General features: G+C 68.4%; 12 protein-coding genes. 4 read left to right on the forward strand and 8 right to left on the reverse strand.

What is annotated here, in order from left to right; genetic code table 11:
• Positions 1–27 precede the first annotated feature (27 nt).
• Positions 28–1,848 carry an AMP-dependent synthetase/ligase gene (locus AC1DGI_RS08500; RefSeq protein ID WP_476898458.1) on the reverse strand — a complete coding sequence of 607 codons (1,821 nt, stop codon included), beginning with the start codon at positions 1,846–1,848 and terminating at the stop codon, positions 28–30.
• 226 nt (positions 1,849–2,074) lie between these two features.
• Here AC1DGI_RS08500 and AC1DGI_RS08505 point away from each other — a divergent pair, with 226 nt between their 5' ends.
• A complete protein-coding gene (locus tag AC1DGI_RS08505; protein ID WP_476898586.1) occupies positions 2,075–3,121 on the forward strand; it encodes an ROK family glucokinase in 1,047 nt (348 codons plus the stop codon).
• 30 nt (positions 3,122–3,151) lie between these two features.
• Here the strand turns inward: AC1DGI_RS08505 and AC1DGI_RS08510 are convergent, their stop codons facing one another.
• From AC1DGI_RS08510 to AC1DGI_RS08520, 3 genes are read right to left on the reverse strand one after another with little or no spacing between them, the layout of a single operon-like run.
• Positions 3,152–3,688 carry a hypothetical protein gene (locus tag AC1DGI_RS08510; RefSeq protein WP_476898459.1) on the reverse strand — a complete coding sequence of 179 codons (537 nt, stop codon included), beginning with the start codon at positions 3,686–3,688 and terminating at the stop codon, positions 3,152–3,154.
• Positions 3,681–4,484, reverse strand: a complete 804-nt coding sequence (locus tag AC1DGI_RS08515; protein ID WP_476898460.1) for an alpha/beta hydrolase — start codon at positions 4,482–4,484, stop codon at positions 3,681–3,683. The genes AC1DGI_RS08510 and AC1DGI_RS08515 overlap by 8 nt, the downstream gene beginning before the upstream one ends.
• Positions 4,481–5,344, reverse strand: coding sequence for an alpha/beta hydrolase (locus AC1DGI_RS08520; RefSeq protein WP_441401731.1), 864 nt, complete (start codon positions 5,342–5,344; stop codon positions 4,481–4,483). Before AC1DGI_RS08520 ends, AC1DGI_RS08515 begins: the two co-directional genes overlap by 4 nt.
• A 110-nt stretch (positions 5,345–5,454) precedes the next feature.
• Here AC1DGI_RS08520 and AC1DGI_RS08525 point away from each other — a divergent pair, with 110 nt between their 5' ends.
• A complete protein-coding gene (locus tag AC1DGI_RS08525) occupies positions 5,455–6,198 on the forward strand; it encodes a lysophospholipid acyltransferase family protein (protein WP_441401729.1) in 744 nt (247 codons plus the stop codon).
• A 128-nt stretch (positions 6,199–6,326) separates the two neighbouring features.
• On the forward strand, positions 6,327–7,730 hold the full coding sequence (locus AC1DGI_RS08530; RefSeq protein WP_476898587.1) for a class II 3-deoxy-7-phosphoheptulonate synthase: 1,404 nt from the start codon (positions 6,327–6,329) through the stop codon (positions 7,728–7,730).
• Between the two features lie 90 nt (positions 7,731–7,820).
• On the opposite strand, the gene AC1DGI_RS08535 is transcribed toward AC1DGI_RS08530, so the two are convergent.
• Together AC1DGI_RS08535 and AC1DGI_RS08540 are read right to left on the reverse strand one after the other, a co-directional pair.
• Positions 7,821–9,941 (reverse strand): Stk1 family PASTA domain-containing Ser/Thr kinase, encoded by a 2,121-nt coding sequence (locus AC1DGI_RS08535; protein WP_476898461.1) that lies wholly within the window; start codon positions 9,939–9,941, stop codon positions 7,821–7,823.
• Positions 9,942–10,040: 99 nt separating this feature from the next.
• Positions 10,041–11,456: a LysM peptidoglycan-binding domain-containing protein gene (locus AC1DGI_RS08540; protein ID WP_476898462.1), complete on the reverse strand. Its 1,416-nt coding sequence runs from the start codon at positions 11,454–11,456 to the stop codon at positions 10,041–10,043.
• Between the two features lie 369 nt (positions 11,457–11,825).
• Here AC1DGI_RS08540 and AC1DGI_RS08545 point away from each other — a divergent pair, with 369 nt between their 5' ends.
• Positions 11,826–12,179, forward strand: coding sequence for an Rv2175c family DNA-binding protein (locus AC1DGI_RS08545; RefSeq protein ID WP_441401635.1), 354 nt, complete (start codon positions 11,826–11,828; stop codon positions 12,177–12,179).
• Between the two features lie 111 nt (positions 12,180–12,290).
• On the opposite strand, the gene AC1DGI_RS08550 is transcribed toward AC1DGI_RS08545, so the two are convergent.
• A complete protein-coding gene (locus AC1DGI_RS08550) occupies positions 12,291–13,385 on the reverse strand; it encodes a polyprenyl synthetase family protein (protein WP_441401633.1) in 1,095 nt (364 codons plus the stop codon).
• Positions 13,382–13,912 (reverse strand): hypothetical protein, encoded by a 531-nt coding sequence (locus AC1DGI_RS08555; RefSeq protein WP_476898463.1) that lies wholly within the window; start codon positions 13,910–13,912, stop codon positions 13,382–13,384. The genes AC1DGI_RS08550 and AC1DGI_RS08555 overlap by 4 nt, the downstream gene beginning before the upstream one ends.
• Positions 13,913–13,932 lie beyond the last annotated feature (20 nt).

Consider the following 13,932-nt stretch of genomic DNA (forward strand, 5'->3'; position numbering starts at 1 on the left):
TGTGCAGGTGAGTGTGGTGCGGGCGTCTCAGGCGTGGGTGGGACGCTTCGCGGCGTACATCTCCTCGACCACGTCCTCGTAGTCCTTCATCACCTGGGCGCGCTTTACCTTCATGGACGGGGTCAGGTGGCCGGAGGCCTCGGTGAAGTCCGACGTCACGATCCGGAACGACTTGATGGCCTCGGCCTGGGAGACGGACTGGTTCGCCTGGTTGATCAGCTCCTGGACCGCCGCCATGACGGCGGGGTTCCCGGTGGCCTCGGCCAGCGTGGTGGACGCCGGGAGCCCGTGGCGCTGCAGCCAACCCGGGAGGGCCTCCTCATCGAGCGTGACGAGGGCGCCGATGAAGGGCCGGTTGTCGCCCACCACGAGGACCTGCGAGACGAGCGCGTCGGCACGGATCTGGTCCTCCAGCAGCGCCGGCACCACATTCTTGCCACCGGCGGTGACGATGATTTCCTTCTTCCGGCCGGTGATGGTCAGGAAGCCCTGGTCGTCGAGCTGGCCAATGTCGCCGGTGCGGAACCAGCCGTCCTCGAAGGCCTCGGCAGTGAGATCGTCCCGGTTGAAGTAGCCCCGCATCACGCAGACGCCTTTGGCGAGGATCTCGCCGTCGTCGGCGATCTTCACGGCGTTGCCGGGGATCGGGGCGCCGACGGTGCCGATCCTAATCAGCGACGGCGTGTTAACGGTGACCGGGGCGGTGGTTTCCGTCAGGCCGTAACCTTCGAGGATCTGCAGGCCGACGCCCTGGAAGAAGTGCCCGAGCCGTTCGCCCAGCGGGCCGCCTCCGGATACGGCGTGCGCGACCTCGCCGCCCATCGCGGCGCGGAGCTTGCCATAGACCAGCCGGTCGAACAGGGCGTGCTTGAGCCGAAGGCCCGGGCCCACCTTGCCTGCCTGCCTGGCCCGGGAATAGGCGATGGCAGTTTCCGCGGCCCGGTGAAAGATGGCGCCCTTGCCGCCGTCCTCGGCCTTGGTCAGGGCCGAGTTGTACACCTTCTCAAAAACCCGCGGCACCGCGAGGATGAACGTGGGCCGGTAGCTTTGCAGATCCGGCAGCAGGTTCTTGATGTCGGGGGTGTGCGCGACGGTCACGCCGGCCGCCACGGCCAGGACAGAAATGAAGCGGGCAAAGACGTGCGCCAGCGGGAGGAACATGATGGTCCGGGCGTGCTCGTTGACAGTCTGGCCCAAAGAGGTGGCCAGCACGTTGTCGGACAATTCCACGAAGTTTCCGTGGGTCAGCTCGCAGCCCTTGGGGCGCCCGGTGGTGCCCGAGGTGTAGATGATGGTGGCGAGATCCTGCAGGGACGCCTGGCTGCGCCGGGCCTCGAGTGCCTCGTCGCTGATCGCGGAGCCGGCCGCGCGGACCTCGTGGAGGCCGTCCCCTTCGAGTTGCCACACGTGCCTTAGCCCGGTCAGGCCCTCGGAGGTCGCGGCCTGCCGGATGATGTCCTCGTGGTGGGCCGACTCGCCGAACGCCGCGACGGCGCCCGAGTCGCCCAGGTTCCAGGCAACCTGCGAGGGGGAGGACGTTTCGTAGATCGGGACCGAGACGGCGCCGGCGAACCAGATCGCGAAGTCGACGAGAGACCATTCGTACCGGGTGCGGGACATGATGCCGACACGGTCGCCGGCCCCCACGCCGCTGGCCATCAGGCCCTTGGCGAGCAAGGATACGTCGGCCAGGAAATTAGTGGCCCGGACGTCCTGCCACTGGCCGGCGGCGTCAAGCCGTGAGAACAGGGCAGGATTGGATGCCTTGGCGGCCTGGCGCAGGACCAGGTCCGTCACGTTCGTTTCCGGCGGGACGGTGACCAGGGGCGGGACAATGATTTCTCGCACGATAGCTCCTTTGATATCCATAGACCCGCAAGGGGGTACGACCAACCTTAGTAGGTGGCCCGTGGCGGGTGTGTTCAATTTCACTACTGGTGAGTAACTTTATGGTCCCGACCGCCGGTCGTGCCACCCGGGCCGCCCCCGGGTGCCCGCGGAGAATGACCTGGCAGACCATAGAATGAGGAACGATGCACACACCAACACCCGGCCGGCGGCCGGCCCTCAGCGCATGACAGCCGCCTGGCGGAGCAGGGCACCAGGCCACCCCGGCCCGGCGGGGGGCGGACGTTTCCGCGAGCACCTGCGGCTCGGGCGCAGGGGACTGGCGATCGGCGTGGACATTGGGGGCACCAAGGTGGCGGCCGGAGTGGTGGACGCCGAGGGGCGCATCCTCAGCCAGGCCCGACGGTCCACCCCCGGAAGCGACCCGCGCGCCGTCGAACGGGTGATCGTCGAACTCGTCGAGGAACTGGGGCGCGGCCACCGGATCTGGTCGGTGGGCATCGGCGCCGCAGGCTGGATGGACCTGGACGGGTCCACCGTGCTGTTCAGCCCGCACCTGGCCTGGCGCAACGAGCCGCTGCGGGACAACCTGCAACGCATGCTGCGGCGGCCGGTGCTGCTGACCAACGACGCCGACGCCGCCGGCTGGGCGGAATGGCGCTTCGGCGCGGGGCGGGGCGAGAGCCGGCTGGTCTGCATCACCCTGGGCACCGGAATCGGCGGCGCCATGGTGATGGACGGCAGGCTGGAACGGGGCCGGTTCGGTGTCGCCGGCGAATTCGGCCACCAGATCATGGTGCCCGGCGGCCACCGCTGTGAATGCGGCAACCGCGGGTGCTGGGAACAGTATGCCTCCGGTAACGCGCTCGGGCGCGAGGCGCGGGAACTGGCCGACGGCAACTCGCCGGTGGCCCAGGAACTGTTGAAGGCGGCGGACGGCCGCCCCGAGCGGATCACCGGAGCGATCGTCACCGGGCTTGCCAAAGCCGGCGACCCCGCCTCGCGGGAACTCCTCGAAGATGTCGGGGAGTGGCTCGGCCTGGGGCTGGCGAACCTGGCCGCTGCCCTGGACCCGGGCACCCTCGTCATCGGCGGGGGCCTCTGCGACGCCGGTGACCTCCTCCTGGCCCCCGCACGGAAGGCCTTCGCGCGTAACCTGACGGGCCGCGGCTTCCGCCCGGCCGCCGCGATCGAACTCGCGGCGCTGGGCCCCAACGCGGGGCTGATCGGCGCCGCGGACCTCTCCCGGGTCAGCAGCCGGATGCGGGGCTAGCGGGTCCGAAGCTCGGCGGCCCCGGGCCGGCTAGACCCTGGCTCCGTCGTCGTGCTCGTCCTTTTCCTGCGGCAACTTCATGATCAGGAACACCACCGACGCCGCGAACGCCACCACCATGCCGGCCACCGCCAACGGTGGCGCAGTCCGCCAGAAGATGGCGGACAGCAGCAGCGCGATCGGGCCGCCGACGGCCCCCAGCCATGCCAGCACGGTCATCGGGTCCGATCCGGCCAGGGTGGGAGGCTCTTCGGGAATGAAGTCGCCCTCGTCCTCCGGCTCATAGTCCCGCGGCCCGGGCAAGGCATCTCCATCGCCACCGCCGTCACGGTGCTGGCCAACACCGTCCTGCGCGGCCGGGCGGCCGGCATGGGGTTCCGGCGGGGGCGGGGCTGCGAGGCCGAGCGGGTCGAAGTCGCGGAAAGTCCGTGCGGCGGGGGTCCCGTCGCCAGGGCCGCCGAGGCCTGAGTCGGTGGCCTCGAGCCTGGCGACCAGATCCAGCCAGACCGCGTCGTCCTGGTTGGCGCTGGAGTCCGGGTCGGGGGAGCCGGAGTCGGATTTAGTCATCTGCCGTTTCCTTCCGGCTGGTGCTGGTGGCACCGGGGTTTTGCCCGTCCACGACGGAGCGGATGAACTCGGCCGTGCCGCGGAAGATCCGGGGCGCGTCGTTGTCCAAGGTAGCCACGTGGTAGCTGTTCTCCAACCTGATGACTTCCAGCGGGGCGTTGCTCAGCCCGCGGCGGAGGGCGGCCACGCTGGCGTCGGAGACGACGTGGTCCACGGCGGAGCGGTAGACCCGGACCGGCGCCGTGATCCGGGGCAACAGTCGGAGGGTGTCCCTGAACATCTTGTTCAATTCGTGGGCCGCCGCCACCGGGGTGCGCGGATACGCGCCCTCATCGACGCCCGCCTTGAGGATGTCATTGGCGATTGCCGGCGTGCTTTTGAGCACGAACTTCAGGATCCCGGCCAGCGGCGCGCGGGGATCGTCGATAACCAGACCGGGGTTCACCAGGACCGCTCCGGCGACCGGGCGGGTGGCCGCCAGCCGCAGCGCCAGGGCCCCGCCCATCGAGAGGCCGGCCACCACCACGTGCTCGCACTCCGCGGCCAGCTCCAAGTAGGCTGCGTCGATCCCCGCGTGCCACTCCTGCCACCGTGTCCGGGCCAGTTCCTGCCAGCTGGTGCCGTGCCCGGGCAGCAGCGGCATCCGCACGGCGTATCCGGCGGCGGCGAGGGACTCGGCCCATTCCCGGACGCCGTGCGGGCTGCCGGTGAATCCATGGGAGACCACGACGCCGGTCCGGGGACCGGCGCCGGTAAACGGGCTGCTGAAGGGTGAGTGGTCCGGTGCTGTGCTCATGGGCGCTCCGTGCTAGCTGCCTGCGCGGGGCCGGCAGGGACTCTGGGTTCGACTGGGGACTGGACAGGGGATTGGACATGGGACTGGACGCCGGATGCGGCCGTGTGCTCGCGGAAAAAGCGGTCGGACTCCGCGAAGATCAGCGGTGCGTCGACGTCCAGGGTGGCAACGTGTCCGCTCTCGGGCAGGCGCACCACTGACAGCTCCCGCGATCCGAGGCGCTTGCGCAGCAGGTCCAGCGAGGAGGGCGGCACCACGGCGTCGGTGTCTGACTTGAACACGAGGGTGGGCGCCTCGACGGCGGGCAGTTCGCGCAGGGTCGCGGTGAACAGCTTGCGCAACTGATGCACGGCGTGCAGCGGGGTCAGCGAGTAGTCACCGTCCTGCGTGGGCGCCGCCGTCGACTCGGCCTCCCGGAGCGGCACGGTGGTGCGCTGCAGGTGCTTGAGTACCCCGATGTACCGCACCCGGCGGTCGTAGAAGCTGAGGCCGGGATTGACGACGGCGACGCCGGCCACCCGCTGCCGGGCCGCGGTGCGGAGGGCGATGGCTCCGCCCATGGACAGCCCGGCCACGAAGCAGGTGCGGGTCCTGGCCGCGAGGTCCAGGTACGCGGCTTCGAACGCGCCGTACCAGTCCTGCCAGCTGTGCCGGGCGAGGTCGCGCCAGTCGGTGCCGTGTCCGGGCAGCAACGGAACGGACACCGCATGGCCCAGCGACGCCAGATGCTCGGCCCAAGGCAGAACCGACAGGGGGCTTCCCGTGAAGCCGTGGCAGATGGCCACGCCGATGCCGGCGTTGGTCCCATGCCCGGGGTAGCTGAAAGCGGCAGGGGCCATCGGAGTGCTGCTTTCGCTCATGTGCCCATCGTGTCACTGTTCGTGGCAAAACTCACTAGAGTAGGGTGTCATTGAAGTCCTGGCCGGGCCGACCCAGGGCCGGCCAGACGCCTGCCGGAGGGGTACATCGCGTGTTTTATTGGTTCATGAAGACCTTCGTCCTTGGGCCGGTGTTGAAGTCGCTGTTCCGCCCGTGGGTCAAGGGGCTGGACAACGTCCCGGCCGAAGGCGCGGCAATCCTGGCCTCCAACCACCTGTCCTTCTCCGATTCCATCTTCATGCCGCTTATGGTGCCCCGGCCGGTGGTGTTCCTGGCCAAGTCCGAGTACTTCACGGGCAAGGGAATCAAGGGCAAACTGACGGCTGCCTTCTTCCGCCTCACCAACCAGCTGCCGATGGACCGGTCCGGGGGAGCGGCGTCCGCGCTCTCCCTTAACGCGGGCATGGATGTGCTGAAAAACGGCTCGCTCCTGGGCATCTACCCCGAGGGCACCCGCAGCCCTGACGCCCGCCTGTACCGCGGAAAGGTGGGCGTGGCGCGGCTCGCCCTGCAGGCCCGCGTTCCAGTGATCCCGGTCGCGATGATCGGTACGGACAAGGTCCAGCCGATCGGCAAGCGGGTGCCGAACATCCGCCGGATCGGAATGATCTTCGGCGAACCGATGGACTTCAGCCGCTACTACGGCATGGAGGACGACCGGCTGATCCAACGCTCCGTGACGGACGAGATCATGTACGAACTGATGCGGCTCTCAGGCCAGGAATACGTCGACGAGTACGCCGCCGTCGTCAAACTCCGGTTGGCCGGGAAGGCCACCGGACTGCCGGAGGCCGGCGCCGGGAGCACCGGCCCGGACGCTCCCGGATCAGTGTGACGGAGGGCGTTCAGTCAATGACGCCGGGCACCCCCGTTCGGTGCGGCGGCAACTATCCTTAGAGGGTGACTGAGCTATCTGCGCCTTCGACGTCCCCCGTCAACAACTCCTCGCCTGCGGGTTCCGCCCTGACCGGCACGCCTTTCGCCGGCACGTCGTTAGCGAGCACGTCGTTAGCGAGCACTGCCCAGAGCGGCGCCGCCAACTATCCGGGACTGGACGACTGGCGGGAATTGCCCGCCTCGCAGCAGCCCAGCTGGTCCGACCCGGCCGTCTTTGAGGCCTCGGTTAAGGAACTGTCCGTATTGCCGCCGCTGGTCTTCGCCGGCGAGGTGGACATCCTGCGCGAACGGCTCGCCGCGGCGGCCCAGGGCAAGGCGTTCCTGCTCCAGGGCGGGGATTGTGCGGAAACCTTCGAAGCCGCCACGGCGGACAAGATCAGCGCCCGGGTCAAGACCATCCTGCAGATGGCCGTCGTGCTCACCTACGGCGCGGCGATGCCCGTGATCAAGATGGGCCGGATGGCGGGCCAGTTCGCCAAGCCGCGCTCCTCCAACGATGAAACGCGCGAAGGCGTCACCCTGCCGGCCTACCGCGGCGACATTGTCAACGGCTATGAGTTCACACCCGAATCGCGCGCCCACGACGCCGGGCGGATGCTCAAGGCCTACCACACCTCGGCGTCGACCTTGAACCTGATCCGCGCCTTTACCCAGGGGGGCTTCGCCGACCTGCGGCTCGTGCACCAGTGGAACAAGGGCTTCACCGAGAACCCGGCGCACGCGCGCTACGAGTCGCTGGCCCGCGACATCGACCGCGCCATCAAATTCATGGCTTCGTGCGGGGCTGACTTCGAGGCGCTCAAGCGGGTGGAGTTCTATGCGAGCCACGAGGCCCTGCTGCTCGACTACGAGCGCGCCCTGACCCGCATCGATTCGCGCACCGGGCTGCCCTACGACACCTCGGCGCACTTCCTCTGGATCGGGGAACGCACCCGCGAACTTGACCACGCGCATGTCGATTTCCTTTCCCGCGTGCGCAACCCGATCGGTGTGAAGCTCGGCCCGGCCACCAGCGGCGATGACGCGCTTCGGTTGATCGACAAGCTGGACCCGAACCGGGAACCGGGCCGCCTGACGTTCATTACCCGGATGGGCGCGGGCAACATCCGGGAGAAGCTGCCGCCCATCGTTGAGCGGGTCACCGCTTCGGGCGCGCAGGTCCTCTGGGTCACGGATCCGATGCACGGCAACACCGTGACCTCGCCGAACGGCTACAAGACCCGAAACTTCGACGACGTCATCGACGAAGTGCGCGGCTTCTTCGAAGTCCACCACGGCCTCGGCACAGTCCCGGGCGGCCTGCACGTGGAAATGACCGGCGACGATGTGGCCGAATGCCTCGGCGGGGCCGACCCGGTCGACCAGGACGCGTTCCTGGACCGGTACGAGTCCGTCTGCGATCCCCGGTTGAACCACATGCAGTCCCTGGAAATGGCGTTCCTGGTCGCGGGATCCCTCTCCAAGCGCTAAACGGCGGTTCCGTCGCGGCAAACAGCTCCGCCCCCGGCCTGATAAGGCCGGGGGCGGAGCTGTTTTGTGTAAGTGGCCGCCTGACGGTTGTCAGACCACGGTCAGCGTGACAACGGAGCCCTCGGGGACTTTCTTGTTCACAGGTTCCTGGTCCCGGACGGTGCCGAAGAAGCCGCCCAGGATGTTGTTCACCCGGACTTCGAAGCCCAGCTGTTCAAGGGCTTTGCGCGCCTCGTCGACCTGCTTGCCGATGAAGCTGGGCACGTCAACAAGTTTGGGACCCTTGGAGATGGTCAGGGTCACCGCGCCGCCCTTGGTGAGGGTGCCGGACGCCGGATCCTGCGATACCACGGCGCCCTTAGGCACCTTCTTATCAAAGACGGTCTCGGGTGCGATCGCGGCTTTCAGGCCGGCGGCTTCGATGGCTTTGACGGCCTCACCCTGATCCTTGCCTCGCACATCCGGCACCGGAAGCGGCTGCGGGCCCTTCGAGACCGTCAGYCCGACGGGCGTCCCGTGTCTGGCGGGAGTGTCTTTGCCCGGGGCCTGGGCCAGCACGGTTCCCGCAGCCGCGGCGTCGTCGTAGCTCTCGGTGACCGGCCCCAGGGCCATCCCGGCGCCGTTGAGGGCGGTCTTGGCGTCATCGAGCGACTTGCCCGTCAGCGCGGGCAGCGGGAACAGCTCCGGCCCCTTTGAGACGGCGAGGGAGACGGGCTCAAATCTGCGGATGACCTTCCCGGCCGGAGGCTCAGAGCCGACCACCAGCCCCGGCGACACGTTGTCATCGAAGACGTCCCGGGTGGTCGACTGGAAACCGGCCGTGCGGAGCAGCTGTTGTGCCTCGGCGACGGTCTTGTTGGCCAGTTGCGGAATGGTCCCCGGCGACCCCGGGCCCATGCCGAAGAACCAGCCGGCACCTGCTGCCAGCAACGCGACAATGACCAGCACCAGGATCCAGACCAGGCCGCGGCGCCGCGGGTTGCCCGCACGCAGGCTGCGGCTGGGCGTTGCCGCCGCCCGCTGACGGGCCTTCTCCTCGTCACGGCCCTGTTTGCGCTGGGCCCGCTTGCTGGCCGGGACCGTTGGCGCCTCCCGGCCCACTTCCGCATCGGCGCCGAACTCGCGTTCCTCCGGGGTGGCGAGCGGTCCGTACGCACCTTGCCGCGGCGGACCTTGCCGCGGCGTGCCGGAGAGGACGGTGGTCGGATTGCTGGCCCGGCTGATGACCTCGGTGGGCCGCTGGATGCCGCCAAGCATTTCGGTGTGGGCTTCACCGGGCGCGCCCGCACCGGCTGCCGCCGTCGCTGCGATTCCCGGCATGGTGACCGCGGCTGCGGCCGCGGGCGGACGGAGTTCCAGTTCCGCGTCGCTGAGGTTGGTGCGGATGTGGCGGAGCTCGGAAAGCAGCGCATTGCCGTCCACCGGGCGCTTGTCGGGGTCGTTGGCGGTGCACCACTGAACCAGTTCGTCGAGCTCGGCGGCCAGTCCCGGGACCAGCGCGGAAGGCGCACCGACGGTGGAGTTCACGTGCTGGTAGGCGACCTGGATGGGGACTTCGCCGTCGAACGGCTGCTGTCCGGTGAGCATCTCGTAAAGCATGATCCCGAGGGAATAGATATCGCTGCGGGCGTCGGCCTGCCGGCCCATCACGAGTTCTGGTGAGAGGTAGGCGACCGTACCGATCAGCGCCCCGGTGCTCGTCGTCGTCGTGATAGCCCGGGCCAGGCCGAAATCGCCGATCTTGATCCGGCCATCGTCGGCGATCAGCACGTTTTCGGGCTTGACGTCGCGGTGGATGAGGCCGGCTCCGTGCGCCGCGCCGAGGCCTTCCACGACAGGGTCGATCAGGGCCAGGGCCAGCCGCGGGGTGAGGGCGCCCTTTTCCCTGAGCACGTCCCGCAGCGTGTGGCCCTTGATGTACTCCATCACCAGGTACGCCAACGGACCGTCCTCACCCTGGTCCAAAACGCCCACGACGTGCGGGTGCGACAACCTGGCCGCTGCTTTGGCTTCGCGGCCCAGCCGGTCCAGGAACTGCGGGTCGCCGGCCATGTGCGGATGCAGGACCTTGAGCGCCACGTCCCGCTCAAGCCGGCGGTCGGTGGCGAGATAGACGGTCGACATCCCGCCACGGGCCAGCTTGGATTGAATCAGGTACCGGTTGTCCACCAGGGTCCCGACGAGAGCGTCCGATGTGTATTCCTGCACCATTTGATCCTAAGCTCTGCACGGAAACGGGCCCGGATTGACATGCAATCCGGACCCGTATCGTTACGCGGCGGAGTGCTCAGCTCCGCGCGATGCTGGCGGTCAGCTGAAGCTCTGCTGCAACTTCTTGATCGAGGCCACGTAGATCTTCGTATCGTCGAACATGCCCCTGGTGCTCACCGAATACTGGCCCTGGTAGTAGCCCGCGATCGCGTTGTCCAGGTCCTTGCTGGTGCGGACCAGCTGGCGGATGATGGCGACGCCGGCGGTGGCGTTGTCATACGGGTCCAGCAGGTTCAGCTTCCGGCCCACCAGGTCCGAAGCCCACTGGCCCGAGGACGGGATCACCTGCATGGCGCCAATGGCGTTGGCGGGGGACACCGAGCGCTGGTTGAAGCTGGATTCCTGGAAGGCGAAGGCGAGGGCCAAGGAGGGATCCACGCCCATGCGGCGCGCCGTGTCGGCCACGATCTGCTTCATCTGTTCGGTGCTGGGAACCGGCGCGGCGTTGAGCAGTGCCTTGTTCTGGTTGGCCGAGTTGACGACCGCTTCCGGGTAGCTGAACCCAAGGAACGTGCTGGGCACCAGCGGCGTCACGGTGGCGGCCGGCTGGGTAGGGGCCGGCTGGCTGGAGGCCGGGGCAATGGTGCCGGCGCCGGGAATGACCAGCTTGTTGCCCGGGTAGATGATGCTGCTCATGGTCAGCTGGTTCGCGGACAGGATGTCCGAGAGCTTGACGCTGTACCGGGCGGCGATGCCCGACAGGGTGTCGCCGGCCTTGATGGTGTAGGASCCGGARCTGGCCGGTGCCGCGGGAGCGGGGGCCGCCGGGGCGGGCGTCGGGGCGGCGGGAGCGGGTGCCGCCGGAGCCGGAGAAGCAGGTGCGGCCGCGCCGGCGCCGACCTTGACCTGCTGTCCCGGGTAGATCACGGAACGCATGTTGAGCCCGTTCCAGTCGAAGACCTCAGAGAGTCTCACGCCGTGGCGGGCCGCGATGCCGCTCAGGGTATCGCCGGATTTCACGGTGTAGACCTGTCCGCCGGCCGGGGCCGCGGGAGCGGGAGCCGAGGGCGCCGCAGGTGCCGCCGGGCTCGCCGCGCCGGTGAGCTTGATCGTCTGGCCGGGGTAGATCACGGTGTTGGCCTGCAGGTTGTTCAGCTTGAGCACCGCATAGGTGTCTAGGCCGAACCTGCCGGCGACCGCGCTGACGGTGTCACCGCGGGCAATCGTGTACTCCGCCGGGGCGGACACCTGCGCGGGCTGGAACGCGGCCGGGATGGTGGCCGGGACGGACGCGGCCGGAATCAGCGCAGGCAGCGACTTGGCGGTCAGCCCTTGGGCCTGGGCTTGCATGGCGGCGGCGAGTGTCGCCGGGATCGCGCGCGGTTGCGGTTCGGCCAAGGCCGGTTGTGCGATCGCCAGAGAAGAAAGCACGACGGCGGGCAGGGCCGCCGTCGTCGCCGCGATCAGCGGGAGGCCGGGCCTCGTGTGGGACTTCGGCGTACGAGACGTCGTCATGGGAAAGATCCTCTTCTCAGCGGCGAACGCTGCAGGTCAGGCCGGTATTACTGGTGTTACCAGTGTGACTAAAGATACTGAAGATACTGTCGTTACAAATGTGAACTATGTGAATCTCTCATGAATTGCGAAATAGCACAAGAACTGTTTGACATTCCGCAAACACGGATTTCTGGAGTGTCGCCCGCCGACCCGACAGGTGGGCCCGGCCGGCGGCCCTGGGGCGGCCCTCCCGGGCCCGTTCCGCACCGCGAACGGCCAGCGGGGGCGGCTTATTAGCCTGCATCTGGGTTTCGCCACGTTAAGAGGTCGCATTAGCAGGCCGTGGCCGACTAGGCGCAATCCGCCCCGGCATGGCAATCTTGATCCGTGAGTACTGTAGAAAGCCTTGTAGGCGAATGGTTGCCCCTGCCCGATGTGGCCAAGCTGCTGGATGTTTCCATCACGAAGGTTCATGCGCTGCTGGACGAGCGCGCGCTGGCGGCACTGCGGATCGGCGACCGGCGGATCCGCTCCGTCCCGGCGGATTTCATCCAAGACGGCCACGCCGTGGAGAGCCTCAAGGGCACGATCGTTGTCCTCGCTGACGCTGGTTATTCGGACGAGGAACTCATTACTTGGCTGTTCACCGCTGACGAGTCCCTGCGCGGCCGGCCGATCGACGCGCTCCGTGAGGGCCGCAAGACGGAGATCCGGCGCCGGGCCCAAACCATGGCCTGGTAAGCAGCAGCACGATATTTCAGGATGAAGTAGAGCAGTACGGCGAAGGCCGTGCACGGCGGCTGATGCCCTGCACGGCCTTTCGCATCTCCGGACGCCGTCAGGCTGGTGCCGTCAGGCAGCGCGGCTGACCGCGGCCTCGGCCAGTTTCCGGAGCGCCGTCTTGGGAAGCTCCTCCAGCGGCAGCAGGTCCAGGGCCGCCAGTGCCGCCCGGCCAAACTCCTCGATCAGGACTTCGGTGGCCTGGAGCGCCCCGCAATCGATGATGATCCGGCGGATTTCCGCCACGTCGCCGTCGCCCAGGTCCGGGCTGCCCAGCTTGGCGTCGATGAAGCTCGATTCGGCCGGTGACGCCTGATCGAGGGCGAAGGCGATGAGCACAGTCCGTTTGCCTTCGCGGAGGTCGTCGCCGGCCGGCTTGCCGGTGGTGAGGGGGTCGCCGAACACTCCCAGGACGTCGTCGCGGAGCTGGAACGCCTCACCGAGGGGGAGCGCGAAGGCAGAATAGCCGCGGAGCAGCTCGTCGGGAGCGCCCGCCAGCGCACCCCCCAGCGCGAGCGGGTGCTCGGTGGAGTACTTGGCCGATTTGAAGCGGATGATCGACTGGGCGCGGCTGACGGCGCCGGCCCGGTCCCGGTGCGGCCCGGCCACCTCCTCCAGGATGTCCAGGTACTGACCGGCCATAACCTCGGCGCGCATCAGGTTGAAGATGAGCCGGGCCCGGCTTCCGGAAGCCGCCCGGTCGCCGATTTCGGTGAACGACTCCTCGCTGAAGGACAGGCACAGGTCACCGGTGAGGATGGCAGCGGCGTGGCCGAAGCGCTCCGGATCGAGGGCCCAGCCCTGGCTCGCGTGCAGTTCGCTGAAGCGGCGGTGCACACTCGGTCCGCCGCGGCGGGTGTCGGAACGGTCAATGATGTCGTCGTGGATCAAGGCGGCGGCCTGGAACAGCTCGAGTGCCGAGCCGGCCGTGACCACCTCGCGGGCACCGGCGTCGCCGCCTGCCCCGCGCCAGCCCCAGTAGCACATCAGGGCGCGGAGGCGTTTGCCGCCCGTTACGAGGTGCGAGATGGAACCCATCAGCGGGTCGATGTCCGGAGATATGGCCGACATCAGCGTGGTGCGATCCGTCAGGAAGCCGGTCAGCTTGCCGGCGACGGCGGCTACGAAGTCTGTCTGCTCAACCCGCAGTTGCTCGGCCACGCTCACTTGACGGACTCAGCGGCGACGTTGGCGCCGATGGTGAACGTGGAGACCCCGGCGGTCTCCACCACAGCGAGGTTCACCGTTTCATTGTCACCGCGGAGAAAGTCCTTGGATGCCACGGACCCCACGGCCTCGCCGGGGACCGGCTTGAAGCCCTGGTCTTCCAGTTGCTTGCTGTAGTACGCCACGACGCCGGCAGCCGGTAAGGTGATCTTCCCCACCAGCGCGACCGTCGCCGGGGTCCGGGTCTTGTCGAAACTGCTTGACTCCACCTTGGCGCTCGGCATCACCGGCAGCAGCTGCTCCGGGAAGCCGGCCACGAGGGCGCCCACGGTGGCGGAGGTGCCAGGCTGGGCGGACGGGCTGGGAGGGGCCGTGGTGGAGGCCTCGCTGGTCGCGGCCGCCGTAGACGCCGACGGCGACGACGCTGACGTGGCCCCCTGGCCGGGGGTGCAGGCGGCCAGGGCCAGCAGGGCGCCGGCGGCGGCCAGTACCGCCACGGCGCGTTTGCGCTCTCCAAAAACCTTCACAGGGACATTCCTCCTGGTGT

This window comes from Arthrobacter sp. 05N428_2, assembly GCF_056397065.1.